The sequence below is a fragment of the Pseudoalteromonas sp. XMcav11-Q genome (assembly GCF_040104525.1).
Classification (GTDB): Bacteria; Pseudomonadota; Gammaproteobacteria; order Enterobacterales; family Alteromonadaceae; genus Pseudoalteromonas.
Genome location: NZ_JBECOX010000024.1, coordinates 26,017 through 45,205, shown reverse-complemented (window position 1 = coordinate 45,205; position 19,189 = coordinate 26,017). Strand labels below are relative to the sequence as shown.

Below are 19,189 nucleotides of genomic sequence, written 5' to 3'. Positions count from 1 at the left end.
ATGAGCGATCAAGCATTAGCAAGTCAACTCAACAATAGGGTTCTGATTGCGGGTGCCATAATATTTGTGGGCTTGGCAATTAGTGTTCAAATGTTGAATATTAATATGTCTACACAGGCCTATGTGGCGATGGTTATAGCAGCTGTCAGTGTGGTGCTGGCAATTTTACTACTTAAGCAAAGCGCAAATATTCTGCTTTCTAAGTTGCAAGATGTTGAGGAAATTGTTCCCGCGATAGAGAGTAAAGATGCTAGCTTACTCAATGCAAGTAATGCGTCACGTCAATCATCCTTATACAAAGCGGTTGCTAATTTATTAAATGGTGACGCAGTAGATAGTCAAGATCATAGCCATAGTTTGTTGCTAGCTTTAAAGGTCTGTCAGGCCAATGTTATGCTTGCAGATGCTTCTCTCAATATTGTGTATTTGAACGATTCCGTAACCAGCATGCTGCGTAAAAATCAGGCTAAGTTACAGCAAGAATTGCCTGGCTTTAATGTTGATAATTTGATTGGTGCAAACATTGATACATTTCATAAAAACCCCAGCCATCAGAGAGGCATCCTAGCTAATTTGACCCGTCCATATGTCACACAAATCAAAGTGGCAGGTTTGACCTTTGATCTTATTGCCACGCCTGTTTTCGATGATGAAGGGCAAAGGATCGCGACTTTAGTTGAGTGGAAAGACCTTACAAGAGAATTAGCGCTAGAGAAAAAGCAGGCGGACTTGGCGAGTCACAATGCTCGTATATCGAGCGCGCTGGACGTTTGTCAGGCAAACGTAATGTTAGCGGACGAAGGATTGAATATTATTTATGTTAATGATTCGGTTGTGCGAATGTTGAGAGACAATCAAACGCAGCTTAGAAAATCATTACCGAACTTTGATGTGGATAAGCTTGTAGGGCAATGTATTGATGTGTTTCATGCGAACCCTAGCCATCAAAGAAATCTGCTTGAGAAACTGAGTGATGTATACAGTACAGATATCAAAGTTGCTGGCTTCACCTTTGGTTTAATTGCGACCCCGGTGTTTGATGAAGAGAAAAAGCGGATTGGTACCGTTGTAGAGTGGGACGACAAAACAGAGCGTTTAGTTCGTGAAGAAGAAGAGAAAACTGCCGCAGCTGAAAACTTACGCGTCCGAAGAGCATTAGACAACGTTTCAACGAATACGATGATAGCAAATGAGCAGTTTGAGATCGTTTACTTGAATCGCGCAGTGAAAGATATGATGAGAAATGCTGAGAGCGACCTAAGGCGTGACCTGCCTAATTTTGACAGTAACCATCTTATGGGGGCGAATATTGATGTATTCCACCGCAACCCAAGTCATCAACGCAGTATGCTTTCTCGGCTCGAAACTGAGTATAAAACGGAAATCGTTGTCGGCGGAAGAACCTTTGGTCTAGTCGCCAATCCGATATTTGACGGCAATAATGAACGCGTGGGCACCGTTGTCGAATGGGAAGATAGAACCAAAGAAGTTACGATTGAGAAAGAGGTGAATGGCCTCGTTCAGTCGGCTAACGCTGGTAACCTTAGTGTTCGTTTATCAGAAGATGGGAAAGATGGCTTCTATTTAAGGCTAACCAAAGGGTTAAATAGTTTAGTGTCTACTGTCGATGAGACTGTTACAGACATGGGGGATATGTTAGACGCATTGGCGACTGGTAATTTGACTAGGCGTATTGAAGGCGATTATCGCGGGGCTTATGAAAAGCTCAAAAAAGACGCAAACACCACTGCTGAGAAGTTAACCGAAATGCTTGGTCGCATACGTACATCTGCAAATCTAGTTGCCAGTGGTGCAGATGAAATATCTCAAGGAAACGCAGATTTGAGTCAGCGGACCGAGGAGCAAGCTTCCTCGCTAGAAGAAACTGCTTCTAGCATGGAAGAAATGACGAGCACAGTTAGACAAAATGCAGATAACGCGAAAGTAGCTAATGAGTTGGCTGAAGATACTTGTGACAAGGCGACCAAAGGCGGTGAAGTAGTCACACGCGCAGTTGAAAGCATGTCTGAAATTAATGATTCAAGTAAGAAAATTGCTGACATTATAGGTGTTATTGATGAAATTGCTTTCCAGACAAACCTATTGGCATTAAATGCAGCCGTTGAAGCTGCTCGGGCTGGAGAGCAAGGTAGAGGATTTGCTGTGGTTGCTGGTGAAGTTCGTAATCTAGCTCAGCGCTCTGCCGCAGCAGCTAAAGAAATTAAGGACCTGATCAGAGACAGTGTAAGTAAGGTTGAAGATGGTACGTTACTGGTTAATGAGTCAGGTGAAACACTAAAAGAAATAGTTGAGTCTGTTAAGCGGGTGACAAACATGATTTCTGACATTGCTGAAGCGTCGATTGAGCAGAGTTCAGGTATTGAGCAGGTTAATAAAGCAGTGTCACAAATGGATGAAATGACGCAGCAAAATGCTGCCTTAGTTGAAGAAGCGTCAGCCGCAGGGGAGTCGATGGCTGAGCAAGCAAATGATATGAGAAGATTATTAAACTTCTTCACTCTTGATGAATCTTCACACCGTAGCTTAGAAATATCTGAGTCACCGAAGAACTATAAAGCGCCAGAAAAGCAATTACCAAAACGGACAATGAACTCCAATAAGCCCCCGCAGCAAAACACGAGAAGTAATCAGTTTGCTGATGACTCGGAAGAGTGGGAAGAGTTTTAGGGTTTGGTAATAGACCAATTCCTTAGTGGGGTTGGCTGAAGGAATACGACGATGCGAGAGTTTCTGTTGACCGATAAGGATTTTTCCGAAATTTCGGCTCGGGTCTATGACACATGCGGCATAGTACTCGGGCCGCATAAAAGGGAAATGGTTTACTCAAGGTTAGCAAGGCGCATAAGAGCCAACGGGCTAAAATCATTTGAGGCGTATTTGTCTTTTTTGGAAGAAAATCAAGATGTTGAGTTTAGCCATTTTATTAATGCAATAACAACTAACTTAACTTCTTTCTTTCGAGAAAATCATCACTTCGAGTTCTTAACGAAAAGAATAGTTCCTGAAATTATTGCCAGGCACAAACACGACAGAAGAGTCCGAATCTGGTCTGCTGGATGCTCTACAGGTGAAGAGCCTTATAGTATCGCGATGACCATTGCGAATGCTTTTCCAAGTGGTTGGGACGTCAAAGTGCTAGCAACAGATCTAGATTCCAACGTCTTGGGCAAAGCGAGTCTCGGAGAATATACGGCAAATAACGTCACGGGTTTAGATGAAGATAAGCTCAAAAAATGGTTTCTTAGAAGTGCAGATGGAGCAATGTATAAAGTGAAGCCTAAATTGCAATCTTTCATCCATTTTAAACGACTTAATCTTCTAGAACCATGGCCAATGAAAGGACCCTTTGATGTTATTTTCTGTCGTAATGTTTTGATTTATTTTGATAAAGAAACCAAAGATAAATTGTTTGAGCAATATCATGACATGTTAGTTCCCAATGGTTACTTACTTATCGGGCACTCCGAGACGATGGGAAAAGAGCATCTGGAATTTAAAAACCTAGGTAAAACCATTTATCAAAAAGGCCAGTTGAATGAGAGAGTTTAGACCTGTTCTCAGAGGATTCGAACATGTAAAACGCTTTTGGGATTCAGGACGTTCTAAAGTCGTTGCAAAAGTATTACCTGGGGAATTTTATGTATCTAAGCAGGACGAATTGATTTCGACGGTATTAGGGTCTTGTATTGCAGCTTGCGTATATGACGAGAAATTGGGGATAGGTGGTATGAATCACTTTATGTTACCCGGAGCGAAAGCGCTACGAGAAGTGCATGCGGATGACCTAAATTGTCGTTATGGTAACTGGGCGATGGAGTATCTGATAAATGAAGTACTCAAAAATGGGGCGTCTAGAAGCAATTTAAAAATCAAACTTTTTGGCGGTGGAAAAATTATTAGCGCAATGACTGATATTGGGGAAGGGAACATCAGGTTTGCTCAAGCCTATGTGGAAGAGGAAAGTTTGAATTTAATTTCACAGGATGTAGGTGGCCCCTGGCCAAGAAAAGTTATCTTTCATCCTCAAAGTGGCAAAGCGCAAGTGAAAAAGTTACGAACCATGCACAATAACACAATTGAACAACGTGAAGTGCGTTACTTACATGACATTGAGGCTCAAGACAATAAAACGGATATTGAGCTATTTTAGGTGTGAAATATGATCAAAGTTCTGATTGTTGACGACTCGCCGTTAATTCGTGGGTTGTTAAAAGAAATACTAGGTCAGGCGGATGGTATTAAAGTCGTTGGCACCGCGGAAGACCCTTATGAAGCTAGAGAGCTCATTAAATCTACTTCGCCTGACGTATTAACTTTGGATATAGAAATGCCAAAAATGAATGGCATTAATTTTCTTAAAAACTTAATGCGTTTAAGGCCTATGCCTGTTGTGATGATCTCTACGTTGACCCAAGAGGGCTCACCCGCCACGATAGAAGCACTAGAGTTAGGTGCAGTTGATTTTATTTCTAAGCCCACCAGCAATGTTGCTGATACCTTAATGTCCTATTCTGATTTACTGGTTAAGAAGATTAGAGTCGCGGCTGGTGCACGAGTGAGGGCTTTTAAAGCACCAAAACAGGAAAGCGAATTAGAAATTGGCCGTAATTATACATTTTCGCGTAATACTATTTTAGCCATAGGCGCCTCAACTGGAGGAACTGAAGCTATCAGAGAGGTGCTTATGCGATTACCAACACACGCGCCTCCTGTTGTTATCACACAACACATCCCACCAGTTTTCAGTACCTCATTCGCGCAAAGAATGGATCGCACCTGTGCGGTATCAGTCAAAGAAGCGGAAGAGGGAGATGTTTTATTACCAGGTCATGTATTCATTGCACCGGGAGACAAACATCTTAAGGTGGCACACACAGCAACCGGATATGTCTGCCGATTAGATGATACTGAGCCTGTTAATCGTCATAAACCTTCCGTTGAAGTGTTATTTAACTCCCTTGTGCCAATGGGTAAGCATGTTTGTGCTGCTATGCTCACGGGAATGGGCAGTGATGGAGCAAAAGCAATGCTAGCTTTGAAAGCTGCAGGTGCTAAAACATTTGCACAAGATGAACTTAGCTGTGTGGTATGGGGAATGCCTAGAGCTGCGTACGAGCTTGGTGCAGTGCAAAGCCTAGTACCTTTGAGTAAAGTGACCGAAACCATGCTGAGCGCGGTTAAAAAGTAAGGGTAAGAGCTAATTTGCTCCTACCCAAAGCTGTTATTTTTCAATAACCCAAGGTTGTGAAAACCAATAATATCGTCCTGTGTCTTTGATTGAAGGTGCAGTACAGTTATATCGTGACCGTCCTATGGATAGTGCTTTCGGGGTTTGGATACGTACGCTGGTTTCTGATAGCCACGTCAGCTCAGCTTGCCCAACACCTGAAACGTAGCATGCAAATTGACTCTGATGAAAATCCTTATTGTTAAAATGCAACGTGATTGCTGGGGTTTTATTGTTCGTGACGCTATCAAGGTACTCTAATTTTTGTAGAGAGAACGCTTTGGTCTCGAGCTTAGTTTTTAATGTTTCTAAGTTGCTGTAGTTTCCCGATGCGGGAAAGCGAGCGATACGTGTAAAATCTGAAGAAATACCAACCGCACCAGAGTGTTGCCCAATACCAATAAGTCCAAGCTCTGCTACTAGCTTTTGTAATTCATGATTAAATTCGCCGTACGGGTATGCGAGGTAGGGGTAATCGTGGCCAATTTCTTCTTTAATTCGCTGTTGTGACCATGTGATATCGTGCTCAACACGCGCACGCCACTGTGCCACTGTTTCATTTTTTAGTTTGAGATGGAGGTAATCGTGCTTAGCACTATGATTTGCGATAATAGCCCCGCGTTTTGCTAATGCCCTCAGTTCATCCCACGTCATGACATAGCTTTTCTTTTCGTCAATAAGTTGAGGGTTGACGAAAATCGTATAGGGAAAGCCAAAAGATTCCAGGATCGGGGCCGCCGCAGTGATATTGTTTTCATAGCCATCATCAAAGGTGATAGCCAACGTTTTTTCTGGTAGAGACTTACCCGACTTCAGGCTATCTAACAAATGTGGTAAAGGTATCACCGAAAAACCATGTTCTTTAATGTGGTTAAGATGAGATTTAAAGGTTTCTTCACTCACGCTGGTGACCGCTGGGAGTTTCTTACTCACGTGATGATACTGTAAGATAACCGCACTCCAACTATTTGCTGAAAATAGGGCCAAACCAAAAATAACATGTTGTATCAATTTCTTAAATGCCATAAAGCGCAACATCTGAGCCTCTTACTACTTGCAGGTCCGATGATACTATCAAATATCACGGTGCCACTGTTAGGATTAGTCGATACAGCGGTGATTGGTCATATGGGAGATGCGCATTTTTTGGCTGGGATTGCGCTTGGCTCTAGCGCTATTTCGGTACTATTTTGGCTTGCAAGTTTTCTGCGAATGAGTACAACAGGAGTGATCGCTCAATCAAGCGGCCAGCAAGACCATGACAAGCTAACACGTTCACTATATACCAGTATGCTCATTGCGCTGCTCTTCGCCATGAGTTTGATTGTGTTATCTCCTCTGCTGATCCAAGTTATTGCTCAGCTTTCAAATGCTTCTAGTGAAGTATTTGAGCAAGCAAAATTATATTTTCAAATCCGTGTATTTAGTGCGCCTGCAGCAATGTTAAACCTTGTGCTGCTGGGCTTTATGCTTGGGATGCATTACGGGCGAGGGCCATTCTATCTGGTGTTGTTCACAAACATAGTGAATATAGCTTTGGACATTTTATTTGTTGTCGGATTTGAGTGGGGAGTAGCAGGCGCAGCTTGGGCTTCACTGATTGCAGACTATTCGGCATTAGGCTTATCCTTGTTTTTGAGCGCATTGGTCGCAAAGCGTCACGGTATTACGTTGAAATTCACTCTACCAAAGCGCGCACAGTGGATCAGTTTACTCACCTTGAATCGTGATATTTTTATTCGTTCCTTGATCTTACAACTCTGCTTTAGTTTCATGACTTTCTATGGCGCAAGGCTTGGTGAGATCACACTAGCGGCCAACGCTGTCTTACTGAATTTTTTGATGTTAGTCAGCTTTGCGATGGACGGTATTGCTTATGCTGCGGAGGCTAAGGTCGGCAGAGCAAAAGGACAAGGCTCGTTGGGGCAATTGCAATTATGGGTAAAAGTAAGCCTGTTTTGGGGGGCCGCATTTGCGCTTTTATACAGCGCTATTTTTTATCTAGCTGGTGGCTGGATCATTAGCTTATTAACCAATATCCCCGAAGTGATAACATTAGCAGGCACTTACTTACCTTGGTTGGTGCTATTACCTTTGATTGCCATGAGTTGCTTTTTGTTTGACGGCATCTTTGTGGGGCTTACTCGTGCTAAAGAAATGCGAAACAGCATGTTAGTTTCTGCGGTATTCGGTTTCTTCTTGCCGTTTTTGATTGCATTGCCACTCGGTAATCATGCGCTCTGGCTTGCGATGAGTTGTTTTATGGGGTTGCGTGGATTGACTTTGGCATATAAATATCATCAGCTCTCTCGAGAAGCTGCTTTACTCGAATAATGGAGCTGCGTTAAGCAAATGGGTCGTTATCTTTTAGGGCTTGGCGGCGTTTTTCTCTGGCTTCTATCACTTGAGAAAAGCGATTAGAAAAAATACCAATATAACCGTAAAAGGCACAGCACAAACCAGGAAGTAAAAGCACTAAACCTGCGATTTGAAAGCGATGATCTTGATAATAACCCAGTGCGATTAAAGCACCCGCGAGTAACACAATAACAAGGCCAAAAAGGAAAAATTTGAGGCTTCGCTTAGGGTGAGACCCTAAGCGATAAATGAGGGTTTTGCTCATTAATAGTAAGAGTGTTCGCCACGCGCGTGCTCTGTGATGTCACGTACGCCATTGATCTCTTCAAACTTAGCGATCATCTCTTTTTCGATGCCCTCTTTCAATGTGACATCAATCATTGAGCAGCCGTTACAACCACCGCCGAATTGAAGTACTGCAATACCATCTGCGGTAATTTCTACTAGGCTAACTTGACCACCATGATTGGCCAATTGTGGATTTACTTCTGTCACAAGCATGTGCTCTACGCGTTCAGCTAGGCTCGCATCGTCACGTAATCGTTTAGCTTTGGCATTCGGTGCCTTAAGCGTCAACTGACTCCCCATTTTATCGGTAACGAAATCGATATCGGCTTCTTCTAAAAATGGTGCACTTTCTTCATCAACGATGGCTTCAAAACCATTAAACGGTAAGCGGATATCGCTTTGTTCAACGGCATCTGCTGGGCAATATGACACGCCACACTCAGCTTGAGAGGTGCCTGGATTAACCACGAAAACCCTAATATTGGTGCCTTCAGCCTGATCGGCTAATAGTTTCGCGAAATGGCTTTGGGCAGAATCTGAAATATGGATCATAATTCGCTCTATACTTGACTAAATTACTCGGTTAATACGTATCATACTCTCCTCGTCGTGTTGTCGCTAGTGTTCGGCGTAAAAATTTGGCAATCGGCGGTGTGCTTGTTAGCTTGAAAAGTAATCGGAATTAAAGGACATTATCATGCGGTTAATAAGCTGTATTATCGTGCTGTTGAGCTTTAGCTTGCAGGCCAAGCCCATTGCCTATTATTTTGGCGATGAAGTAAAATTTGATCCCACAATAACTACGCCAAAACAAGCATTTGGATATGAAGTTGGGCAGTGGCATTTGCGCCACGATCAAATCGTTAATTATCTACATACCCTTGCAAGCGAAAGTCCAAGACTGAGTGTCGAAACAATCGGGTTTAGCCATGAGCGACGTCCTTTGTTACTCCTAAAAGCGAGCTCGCCACAAAACCAACAAAACTTGGCGCGTATTCAGCAAGATCATATTGCTTCATTGAGCAGTAGCCAAAACCGTTCAGACCAGCCAGTTGTGATGTGGATGGGGTATAGCGTGCACGGTAATGAGTCTTCAGGAAGCAATGCCGCGGTACTCATGGCATATTATTTAGCTGCGGCGCAGGGCGAGTCTGTTACGCAGCTCCTTGATAATGCGGTGATATTGTTAGATCCAGCTTTGAACCCTGATGGCTTATCACGTTTTGCTACATGGGCAAACGCCAATAAGAGCATGTCTCTATCAACCGATCCTGCACATCGTGAGCATAATGAGTCTTGGCCTTCTAGTCGCACTAACCATTATTGGTTTGACCTCAATCGTGACTGGTTACTACTACAACATCCTGAGTCAAAAGCACGGATCAAAGCGTTCCATCGTTGGAAACCAAACGTACTGACCGATTTTCATGAAATGGGACCAAATAGTACGTATTTTTTCCAACCAGGGATCCCATCAAGAACTCACCCAATTACCCCATTACAAAACGTAGCGCTAACCAACGAGATTGGTAAGTTTCATGCCAAAGCTCTTGATGCGCAAGGGGAGTTATATTTTACTCAAGAGAGTTTTGATGACTTTTATTATGGCAAAGGCTCTACGTACCCCGACGTAAATGGTGCGGTTGGCATTTTATTCGAACAAGCTAGTAGTAGAGGGCACGCACAAGAAACTCAGTATGGCGTGTTGAGTTTTCCTGAAACGATTAAAAATCAAGTCACGACGAGTCTCTCGACATTCCAAGCCAGCATAACGCATCGACGCGCTTTACTTGATTATCAGCAGCAGTTTTATCAACAAGCGAACGAGCTTGCGAGTAAAGATGAAATCAACGGTTACGTTGTTGCTCGCGGCAAAGATAACTACCGTTTTCAAGCGTTTGTGGATTTATTGAAACAGCATCAGATAGAGGTGAAATACCTCTCAAAAGCCAAAGAAGTTGATAACACCGAATATCAGCAAGGGGATTTATACATTCCACTAGCTCAGCCGCAATATCGCTTGATAAAAGCACTATTTAGCACACAGACGCATTTTAAGGACAACACGTTCTACGATGTTTCAGGTTGGACGATGTCGTATGCTTATGATTTAGATTTTGCCGCAGTAAAAAGTGGCTGGGGTTTAAAGCTTCAAGGTGAATCGAGCACTGACTCAAATATATTGGCTCCCGTTGCAGGAAGTTATGCCTACACCATAGAATGGCACCATTATCTGGCGCCACAATTAGCAAATCGACTCTTACAGGCAGGAGTGAAAGTAGCAGCTGCAATGTCACCATTTTCAGCATCAACCACCTCAGGCTCTCATGACTTTCAGGCCGGTACATTGGTGATAGCAAGTGGTATTCAACAGCAAGAGGACTGGTTTACTGAGCTTGAAACAATCGCCAGAGAGCTTTCACTTCCAGTATATAGTGTGACTACAGGCATGACACAAAGTGGCGTCGATTTTGGGTCAAGACAAATGCTGCAGCTGCAAAAGCCAGAAGTCCTCATCATAGGTGGTGCGGGTGTAAGTCAATATGAAGCGGGTGAGCTTTGGTATCATTTGGATAGGCATTTAAAACTAGCCCCGTCGATTGTGGAAAAGCAGCATATCGAGAAACTCGATCTTACACGCTACACCCATATTTTATTGGCTGATGGTAAATATGGAGATTTAAGTGACAAGAGCAAAGCCAAGCTCTTGAGTTGGGTTGCTAAAGGCGGTGTGATTTGGGGGCAAAAGCGTGGTGCACAGTGGCTAATCGAACAGCAACTACTAGACGCTAAAATGGTTTCAAGCAAAGAAATGCGAGCCCAGTTTGACAGCAAAAATCTCACCTTTGCAGATCAAGATAGCCTTTCGGCAAAGCAGCGGATTGCCGGCGCGATTTTTGATGCGCGTTTGGATTTAAGTCATCCCTTGTCTTTTGGCTTCGAGAACCGGGAATTACCTGTCTTTAAAAATAGTACTTGGGTGATGCATCGTAATAATAAGCCATTTATCGAGTCGTTGACTTACACTCAAAAGCCTTTATTGGCAGGGTATACTGATAATATCAACGTTGAGCAGATCGCAGGTTCCTCTGTCTTGATTGCGTCAAAGTCTGGACGTGGGGTGGCTGTTGGAATGACTGACAACCCAGTATTTCGTGGCTTTTGGTTCGGTTCTAGCCGGCTGCTAAATAACGCGTTGTTCTTTGCACACGGCATAAGATAAGGTCCAGAACATTTAGCAAGTTGATTGGTATCTGTTATATCAATCAAATAATACGCTTTTAAGCGTCGAATGGTGTGAGGCTGATAGCCATCGCCCACACCATTTTTGCCCCATTTTGTTTACACACTTTTGCCGCTGCATTCATGGTCGCACCCGTTGTGATCACATCCTCAAGTAATACGATATTTTTTCCTTCAACAGGTTGGCTGAGCACAAAGGCATTGTTTAAGTTACGTTTTCGTTTAGCTTTGGTCAGCTCAGATTGTGGCTTGGTGTGCTTTGTTCTTTTGAGTATTGTTTGGGTGAGTGGTAGCCCTTGCCAAATTTGCTCAACTTGATTGTAACCTCGTCGGATTAACCGTCTTCGGTGTAGTGGCAAACAACAAACAAGGTCTACAGGAAATGCATTTTCTTCACTGAAGCGCTGCCATAGCGCCTGAGCTAGCAGGTTTAAGGCACATTGATAGGCTTTGCTGTGGTTAAACTTTATTCCTTGCAACCATGTGTTTATAGGCGTGCGGTACCAACTCGCCACGGTTAACCCATCGCAGTCTTCAAGGCTAACCATGCGTTGGATATTGGGGTAGTTAAGTAGATTAATCTCTTGTTCCATAAAGTCTAAGCAGGCTTGTAAGCAGTGTGGACAAAGCAAGGCTTCTGTTGTGCGTTGTTCACAACATACACAAGGCTGACACCACTTTTTAGGTAATAACCGATTAAGTTGGATCATTGCTTTCCATCCCGGGTTAGCTATCATGGCGTCAAGTTTGGTATAGAGAACAGATAAATGCAAAATGAAGTTGTGCTGCTCCATGGTTGGGGGATGAACAAAGCGGTGTGGCAGTTATGCGAGGAAGCTTTAGCACCTACAACACTAATTAAAGCGGTCAATCTTCCTGGATTTGGTGGTACACCAAGCGCTGAGGGCGATTATTCTCTTGAGCGTAACGCTTTACTTATTGCTGAGCAGCTGATGCCACAAAGCGTGTTGATAGGCTGGTCTTTGGGGGGCTTATTTGCATTGTATTTAGCTGCTCATTTTCCAGACAAAGTTAGCAAGGTTATTTTGGTCGCTTCAACGCCATTTTTTTGTGAGCAAGCAGATTGGCCCGGAATAGCCCCTAAGGTGCTAAACAACTTTGAGACTCAACTGCAAACCAATAGCGCAAAGACGATAGAAAGGTTTTTAGCGATTCAAGCGATGGGCAGTGAACATGCCAGAGAAGACATCAAACAACTCAAAGCGCTACTAGGCACACTGCCGGAAGCGGAGGCGAAAGCACTAGCTGGTGGACTGGAGATATTGAAATCGCAGGACTTACGAGATGAATTTTCACGGCTGCAACTCCCCACAATAGGCATCTTCGGCCGTTTAGATTCTCTTGTTCCACAAGCGGCTGTAGAGAAAATGCAGGTACTCAATCCAAATTTTAAGGCTCATACGCTTGCAAAGGCCTCTCATGCGCCTTTTATCTCACATAAAGAGGCCTTTTTATCACGCCTTAAATCAATTGTTTAAATATTTGGAGTAATAAAGCGGCAAAAAATTGCCGCTTTTACTTTTCTTTGTTGATATTTTGCGCAATAATTAGTCAGTAAGAAAAGGTTTATCTAGGTGCGAATATGCCAGTAGGTGATGTGTTAAATAATGGAATCGACGGTTATAACCGCGCTGCTCAGGGGATTGCCCAAGCAAGTGCTGATATTAACCGTGCTGCCATTGATCAACAAAGTGATTCTGAACGTGCAGCTGGGCGGCAGTTGCATGGTGCTAGTGCCGGTGAAGCTGTGACGGTTCCAGTGAGTGAAACGCCAAGCTTGACCGAATCAGTGGTAGCCTTAAAAGTTGAAGAGTTTAACGCGAAAGCCAATGTGCAAACTATTCGCACTGCAGATGAAGTGTTAGGTACGTTGATTGATATTAAAGTGTAATGAACATAGTAACGCCACCACCGGCGATGAATTTAAACACTGCCAACGTGTACACCGAAACGGTTGTACGCGATAATCAGTTGCGTGAAGCGATCCCAAAACCTGCACCAACCAATCCCTCATTTACTGAAAACCGCAATCTTTCCGATTCTGAAAAAGGCCGCTCTTCTAACGTAGACGATGCAAAAGTTTACGGCTCTGATGGTAAAACAGAGCAAAGCAAAACCATTCAAGGCAAAGAGCAAGGTGAAAAAGGCGAAGGCCAAGAAAAAGAAAAGAATGAACAAGAGCAGCAACAAACCGAGCAAGATGAGCAGATCGTTCAAGAATTAAAATCTCGAGATAGAGAAGTAAGATTACATGAGCAGGCTCATGCCAGAGTAGGCGGGCAATATGCCGGCTCACCGAGTTATGAATATCAGCGCGGTCCTGATGGCAATAACTATGCTATTGGCGGCGAGGTGATGATCGACGTTGCGCCGCTTGAAGGTGACCCGCAGGGCACGATTGAAAAAATGCAAACGGTGAGAGCGGCAGCGTTAGCACCAGCAGAACCATCTGGCGCTGACAGAGCCATCGCAGCAGATGCGACTCAAAAACTCTCGGCGGCGCAGGCTGAGTTGGCAAAAGCTTCTATCAGTGGTGAAGAGCAAAGTGATAGCAAGCGGGTGCAAAACATTCAAACTCGCCGCTTGAGTGGTGAGCAGGCAAAAGCAGAGAGTGAAGAAGAGCAAGCCAAGCTTAAGCAGGATGCAGATCCTTATGCTGTTGCGATGCCAATTGAAGCTGACCCTGAAATCCAAGCAAGATCGCTCAGGATCTCAAATTTTTATCAACATGTAGCGATGCCTAACCAACCCGCATCGCTATCAGTGCAAATTTAACCGTAGGTATTGGCCTTCTCCTCCGCGGGTCATTGCAGTGAAAACGAGTTAAAACCCCCGACAAACGAAAAGCGCGACCAAGGCCGCGCTTTTCTTTGTTCACTGTTCTGTTGAGATTACTTCTTCAGCTTTGCGAAGGCTTCAGCAAACGCATTACCCATCGCGGCGTTACCTGCATCTCGTGAATTTGGCTTAGAAGACTTAGGTACCGGTTTTCCTTTGTGCGGCTTAGCGTTTTGTTTTTGCGCTGGAGCTTGAGATATTTCATCGTTTAAGCGCATGGTAAAGCTAATGCGTTTACGAGGCACATCAACCTCAATCACTTTGACCTTAACGATATCTCCCGCTTTAACGACTTCACGTGGATCGGAAATAAACTTATCCGTGAGTGCTGAAATGTGAACAAGTCCATCTTGATGTACACCTACATCCACAAAAGCCCCAAAATTGGCAACATTAGAGACCACACCTTCTAAAATCATACCGACTTTAAGATCTGTGATTGTCTCAACACCAGCTTTAAACTGCGCCGTTTTAAATTCTGGGCGAGGATCTCGGCCTGGCTTATCTAATTCTTTGATAATATCAGTGACCGTTGGTACCCCAAACTTATCATCTACATAGTCATTTGCCACAAGGCCATTCAAGACTTCGCGATTACCGATAAGGGTATTCACTTCTAGATTTTGTTTTTTACAAATCGCTTTGACAACAGGGTAAGCTTCAGGATGCACTGCTGATGCATCCAGTGGATCGTCGCCATTGGCGATACGTAAGAAACCGGCTGCTTGTTCAAATGCTTTAGGTCCTAATCGCTCAACTTTTTTAAGCGCTTTGCGATCCGTGAAAGAGCCATTTTCGTCGCGGTATTTTACGATGTTACTGGCTAATGTTTTATTCAAGCCCGAGACGCGCGTTAGTAATGGTATCGATGCCGTGTTCACATCGACACCCACTGAGTTTACGCAGTCTTCGACCACAGCAGTTAGCGTTTGCCCTAACTGGCTTTGAGAAACATCATGCTGATATTGGCCAACACCGATTGATTTTGGTTCGATTTTTACAAGCTCTGCTAACGGATCTTGTAATCTTCTTGCAATAGAAACTGCGCCACGTAGAGATACATCAAGATCTGGAAATTCGTTTGCGGCAAATTCAGAGGCAGAGTACACCGATGCGCCAGCTTCACTCACCATGATTTTATTAAGTTTTAATTCGGTGGCGCTTTTTAGCAGTTCTGCGGCCAGTTTGTCGGTCTCGCGAGACGCGGTTCCGTTACCGATAGCAATAAGCTCAACTTTGTATTGGCGACACATTTGCTCTAGTGTCTTCAGCGACTTATCCCACTGGTTTTGAGGGGCATGAGGGTGGATAGTACTCGTTGCAATCAGTTTGCCTGTGGCATCGACAATGGCGACTTTACATCCGGTACGTAATCCCGGATCGATACCCATTGTCACTTTTGCACCTGCAGGCGCAGCCATCAGCAGATCTTTTAGGTTTTTCGCAAAAACTTCGATAGCATCTAGCTCTGACTTTTCACGCATTGACCCTAAGAATTCGTTTTCCAAGTGCAGGGCGATTTTAATCTTCCATGCCCACTGGACTACACCCATCAACCAATCACTGGCAGCTTTACCAGAGACGGCTAGGCGGTAATGATCGGCAATGATCTGTGCACAAAATTGAGCGGCGTCTTCTGCACTTGGTTCCGGGTTGATAGATAACTGCAAAAAGCCTTCGTTACGTGCTCTTAGCATCGCCAGCGCACGGTGTGATGGAATTTTATTTAGTAGCTCATTATGTTCAAAGTAGTCACGGTATTTGCTTCCTGCTTCTTCTTTACCTGCGATGACTCTTGCTTCGATTTGCGCGTTGTCTTTAAGGTGTGCTCGGAGCTTAGCAAGTAGTTTAGCGTCTTCTGCAAAACGCTCCATGAGAATGAATTTAGCGCCATCTAAAGCTGCTTTGCTGTCTGCAACGCCTTTGTTCTCATCAATGAAAGGAGTCGCTTGTTGTTCTGGGTCTAATGTTGGATCTGCAAATAAAGCGTCAGCTAAGGGTTCCAAACCTGCTTCTATCGCGATTTGGCCTTTTGTTCTGCGCTTTGGTTTGTATGGGAGATATAAATCTTCGAGTACGGTTTTACTGTCGGCGGCTTGTATTTCTGCACTTAGCTCAGCAGAGAGTTTACCCTGTTCATCGATGGTTTTTAAAATAAACTCGCGACGTTCATCAAGTTCTCGTAAGTAACCTAACCTTTGCTCAAGCAAACGCAGTTGAGTGTCATCTAAGCCACCCGTTACCTCTTTACGGTAACGTGCAATAAATGGAACGGTTGCCCCTTCGTCTAGCAAACTAATAGCAGCATTAACTTGCTGTTCTCTGGCGTTAAGCTCAGTTGCTAAACGTTGTGTGATATTGCTCATGCAAAATCCTTATACTCTTCTTAATCGGTCTGTGTTGCCTAGATAATACTCATCTTGGGCAAACAAAATTTAGCTCAATGTTATCATTGTTCGGTGTTTCTGCGATATTCGATTTGGTTGATATACCAAAGTCTTCGGCCGTGCGGTGTGGTGACCGTAATTTCATCATCGACTTGTTTGCTTAGTAAGGCCCTTGCCATTGGCGCATCGATGGAGATGTAGTCATTGCGTTCGTATATTTCATCAGGTCCAACAATCCGAAATGCACGAACCTCGCCTTCTTCGCTTTCTACTTCTACCCAAGCGCCAAAAAATACTTTACCTTCTTGTTCGGGACTGTATTCCACGACTTTTAGTTCGGGCATACGCTTTCGTAAAAAGCGCACCCGTCTATCTATTTGCCTTAATAAACGTTTATTGAAGGTGTAGTCGGCATTTTCGGAGCGATCGCCTAAACTCGCTGCCCAATTCACAATTTTGGTGATCTCTGGGCGCTTTTCAAACCACAGATGATCATGTTCTTGCTGCAGTTGGCGGTATCCTTCGGGCGTGATCAAATTCGTTTTCATGTTTCTCAGGTATTTTGGGTTAAACCCTTGTAATGTTCGGTAACAATCTAGTATCAATGTATGGTGTCGAAAAGCACCAAATTCAATTATATTTAAGCATAATAATATCATGGTCCATTATCGCCATGAGCGTTAAATGAACAGGATAATGATTTGTGCACGAAATGTCGCAGATCAGCAAGCTTTAGTAAATTAATAAATAGAAGAAATATAAATGGGAAATGAAACCACCAAAGTGCTCGTAGTTGATGACGATATGCGTTTACGCAGTCTTTTAGAGCGTTATCTCGTTGAGCAGGGATTTATCGTCCGCAGCGCAGCCAATTCTGAACAAATGGATAGACTACTTGAACGCGAAAACTTTCACTTAATGGTGTTAGATTTGATGCTTCCTGGAGAAGATGGCCTTTCCATCTGTCGTCGTTTAAGACAAAAAGAGAATGAGATCCCAATTGTTATGTTGACGGCGAAAGGTGACGAAGTTGACCGTATTATTGGCCTTGAGCTTGGCGCGGATGATTACATTCCAAAACCATTCAACCCAAGAGAACTGCTGGCGCGAATAAAAGCCATTCTTCGTCGTCGTGCCAAAGAAGTACCAGGTGCGCCTGCGGCAGAAGAAAATGAAGTGAGCTTTGGTAACTTTACCCTTAATTTAGCGACGCGAGAGATGCAACATGGAGAAGCGACAATTTCACTTACCTCAGGTGAGTTTGCGGTACTTAAAGCACTGGTGAGTCACCCTCGCGAGCCGCTTAGTCGAGATAAGTTAATGAACCTTGCTAGAGGGCGTGATTATAGCGCACTTGAGCGTAGCATTGACGTTCAGGTTTCGCGCTTACGTCGTATGATTGAAGATGACGCCTCTAATCCTCGCTATATACAAACGGTGTGGGGTCTTGGGTATGTATTTGTGCCTGACGGCGTGAAGTAGCCAGCATGTTACCTCGTAGTGCATTTGGGCAAACCGTCTTCTTTGTCGGCGCGTTACTATTGATAAATCAAGTCGTGTCTTACATTACCGTTACCTTATACGTCTTCAAACCAACCTTTGAACAAGTGAATCTGATGCTCGCTAAGCAGGTTAAAACGGTCTTCATTGATTGGGAAGATGGTGTTGAAGTGGACAATACACTATCTCGAAAATTTTTTGAGATAACCGGCATTGAGGTGATGACACAAAGAGAGGCGTATGTAAATGGGCTGGGGCAGGCCAAAGAATATACATTGCTGTCTCGTAGTATGTCGGAGCAACTTAATGGCTCTGCGCGAGTCAGGATAAGCCAAGGAGATCCGGTTGTTTATTGGGTTGAGCCACCACAAGCGCCAGGATATTGGGTAAGAGTGCCGCTTAGCGGACTCAGTGAAACAAAAATGGAGTTTTTAGTTTTCTACCTCTCCAGTATTGGTTTCTTAAGTGTGTTAGGGGGTTGGCTTTTTGCTCGGCATCTAAATAAACCGCTAAAATCACTACAAATTGCTGCTAGTCGAGTAGGGGTCGGGGACTTTTCAACCCGGCTTGTTGAAGAAGGGTCCACGGAAGTCATAGAGGTGACTCGGGCGTTTAATAAAATGTCTAAAGGGATCGCAGACCTAGAAAGTGATAGACGACTGTTAATGGCTGGTGTATCGCACGATTTACGTACGCCTTTAACCCGAATTCGTCTAGCAACTGAAATGATGTCGGATGAAGAAGACTACCTGCGCGAGGGGATAATCGACGATATTGAAGATATGAATGCGATTATTGACCAATTCATTGAATATCTCCGTCATCACAACGGTGCGGAAATGTCGCCAGACGATGTTAACACGGTTATTGAAGAAGTTGTTCATGCAGAACAGCAGCATCAGCGACCAATTCACCTGCAAGCAGAGGAATACTTACCAGCGGTAATGATGAATGCCGTCGCGTTAAAGCGAGTGTTTACTAACATGATTGAAAATGCGATCCGTTATTCTGAACAAGATATTGAGGTGACGACAGAGTATAGCCCCAAGCACCGTGCTGTTATCGTAAAAGTAATGGATAGAGGGCCTGGTATTCCTGAGTCAGAGTTAGAGTCTGTATTCGAACCATTTAAACAGGGAGATCAGGCTAGAGGGAGTGAGGGGAGTGGTTTAGGGCTTGCCATTATCAAACGTATCGTGACCACACACGGCGGTAAAGTAAGACTACGAAATCGAGATGGTGGTGGTCTGATCGCGGAGGTTTCTTTGCCAGCTTATCGGGGAAAGCTTGAGGAAGCATGATTTTC

General features: G+C 44.0%; 17 protein-coding genes. 11 read left to right on the top strand and 6 right to left on the bottom strand.

Annotated features, from left to right (window positions below; all coding sequences use genetic code 11):
* From ABMY45_RS22900 to ABMY45_RS22885, 4 genes are read left to right on the top strand one after another with little or no spacing between them, the layout of a single operon-like run.
* Positions 1-2,688, top strand: coding sequence for a methyl-accepting chemotaxis protein (locus ABMY45_RS22900; protein WP_349289543.1), 2,688 nt, complete (start codon positions 1-3; stop codon positions 2,686-2,688).
* A gap of 51 nt (positions 2,689-2,739) precedes the next feature.
* Positions 2,740-3,570 (top strand): protein-glutamate O-methyltransferase CheR, encoded by an 831-nt coding sequence (locus tag ABMY45_RS22895; RefSeq protein WP_095728126.1) that lies wholly within the window; start codon positions 2,740-2,742, stop codon positions 3,568-3,570.
* A complete protein-coding gene (cheD, locus tag ABMY45_RS22890) occupies positions 3,557-4,171 on the top strand; it encodes a chemoreceptor glutamine deamidase CheD (RefSeq protein WP_010604353.1) in 615 nt (204 codons plus the stop codon). The genes ABMY45_RS22895 and cheD overlap by 14 nt, the downstream gene beginning before the upstream one ends.
* Before the next feature lie 9 nt (positions 4,172-4,180).
* Positions 4,181-5,209 (top strand): chemotaxis response regulator protein-glutamate methylesterase, encoded by a 1,029-nt coding sequence (locus ABMY45_RS22885; RefSeq protein ID WP_039490870.1) that lies wholly within the window; start codon positions 4,181-4,183, stop codon positions 5,207-5,209.
* A 33-nt stretch (positions 5,210-5,242) separates the two neighbouring features.
* On the opposite strand, the gene ABMY45_RS22880 is transcribed toward ABMY45_RS22885, so the two are convergent.
* The gene (locus ABMY45_RS22880; RefSeq protein ID WP_349289542.1) at positions 5,243-6,286 is read right to left on the bottom strand and encodes a polysaccharide deacetylase family protein; all 1,044 of its coding nucleotides are present in this window, start codon (positions 6,284-6,286) and stop codon (positions 5,243-5,245) included.
* Between the two features lie 27 nt (positions 6,287-6,313).
* Here ABMY45_RS22880 and ABMY45_RS22875 point away from each other — a divergent pair, with 27 nt between their 5' ends.
* On the top strand, positions 6,314-7,582 hold the full coding sequence (locus ABMY45_RS22875) for an MATE family efflux transporter (protein ID WP_010604356.1): 1,269 nt from the start codon (positions 6,314-6,316) through the stop codon (positions 7,580-7,582).
* A 10-nt stretch (positions 7,583-7,592) separates the two neighbouring features.
* Here ABMY45_RS22875 and ABMY45_RS22870 read toward each other — a convergent pair whose 3' ends face one another.
* Both ABMY45_RS22870 and nfuA read right to left on the bottom strand, forming a co-directional pair.
* Positions 7,593-7,871 carry a hypothetical protein gene (locus ABMY45_RS22870; RefSeq protein ID WP_102057664.1) on the bottom strand — a complete coding sequence of 93 codons (279 nt, stop codon included), beginning with the start codon at positions 7,869-7,871 and terminating at the stop codon, positions 7,593-7,595.
* Positions 7,871-8,446, bottom strand: coding sequence for a Fe-S biogenesis protein NfuA (gene nfuA / locus ABMY45_RS22865; protein WP_010378467.1), 576 nt, complete (start codon positions 8,444-8,446; stop codon positions 7,871-7,873). The genes ABMY45_RS22870 and nfuA overlap by 1 nt, the downstream gene beginning before the upstream one ends.
* A gap of 145 nt (positions 8,447-8,591) precedes the next feature.
* Here nfuA and ABMY45_RS22860 point away from each other — a divergent pair, with 145 nt between their 5' ends.
* Positions 8,592-11,117 carry a M14 metallopeptidase family protein gene (locus ABMY45_RS22860; RefSeq protein WP_349289541.1) on the top strand — a complete coding sequence of 842 codons (2,526 nt, stop codon included), beginning with the start codon at positions 8,592-8,594 and terminating at the stop codon, positions 11,115-11,117.
* Positions 11,118-11,175: 58 nt separating this feature from the next.
* Here ABMY45_RS22860 and ABMY45_RS22855 read toward each other — a convergent pair whose 3' ends face one another.
* A complete protein-coding gene (locus ABMY45_RS22855) occupies positions 11,176-11,847 on the bottom strand; it encodes a phosphoribosyltransferase family protein (RefSeq protein ID WP_102057662.1) in 672 nt (223 codons plus the stop codon).
* Positions 11,848-11,904: 57 nt separating this feature from the next.
* Between ABMY45_RS22855 and bioH the strand changes: the two genes are divergently transcribed.
* The 3 genes from bioH to ABMY45_RS22840 all read left to right on the top strand — a co-directional run bounded on the left by bioH (position 11,905) and on the right by ABMY45_RS22840 (position 13,933).
* A complete protein-coding gene (bioH, locus tag ABMY45_RS22850) occupies positions 11,905-12,636 on the top strand; it encodes a pimeloyl-ACP methyl ester esterase BioH (protein ID WP_349289540.1) in 732 nt (243 codons plus the stop codon).
* Positions 12,637-12,740: 104 nt separating this feature from the next.
* A complete protein-coding gene (locus ABMY45_RS22845) occupies positions 12,741-13,049 on the top strand; it encodes a hypothetical protein (RefSeq protein ID WP_349289539.1) in 309 nt (102 codons plus the stop codon).
* Complete coding sequence (locus ABMY45_RS22840; protein WP_349289538.1) at positions 13,049-13,933, top strand: putative metalloprotease CJM1_0395 family protein; 885 nt, start codon at positions 13,049-13,051, stop codon at positions 13,931-13,933. The genes ABMY45_RS22845 and ABMY45_RS22840 overlap by 1 nt, the downstream gene beginning before the upstream one ends.
* A 116-nt stretch (positions 13,934-14,049) precedes the next feature.
* Here the strand turns inward: ABMY45_RS22840 and ABMY45_RS22835 are convergent, their stop codons facing one another.
* Entirely contained in the window at positions 14,050-16,362 is a 2,313-nt protein-coding gene (locus ABMY45_RS22835) for a Tex family protein (protein WP_349289537.1), read from the bottom strand.
* Between the two features lie 83 nt (positions 16,363-16,445).
* The gene (greB, locus tag ABMY45_RS22830) at positions 16,446-16,931 is read right to left on the bottom strand and encodes a transcription elongation factor GreB (RefSeq protein ID WP_010378480.1); all 486 of its coding nucleotides are present in this window, start codon (positions 16,929-16,931) and stop codon (positions 16,446-16,448) included.
* Between the two features lie 214 nt (positions 16,932-17,145).
* On the opposite strand from greB, the gene ompR reads away from it, so the two are divergent.
* Both ompR and envZ read left to right on the top strand, forming a co-directional pair.
* Positions 17,146-17,865, top strand: a complete 720-nt coding sequence (gene ompR, locus ABMY45_RS22825) for a two-component system response regulator OmpR (RefSeq protein WP_010378483.1) — start codon at positions 17,146-17,148, stop codon at positions 17,863-17,865.
* A gap of 5 nt (positions 17,866-17,870) precedes the next feature.
* The gene (gene envZ, locus ABMY45_RS22820; RefSeq protein WP_010604363.1) at positions 17,871-19,184 is read left to right on the top strand and encodes a two-component system sensor histidine kinase EnvZ; all 1,314 of its coding nucleotides are present in this window, start codon (positions 17,871-17,873) and stop codon (positions 19,182-19,184) included.
* Positions 19,185-19,189: the final 5 nt, after the last annotated feature.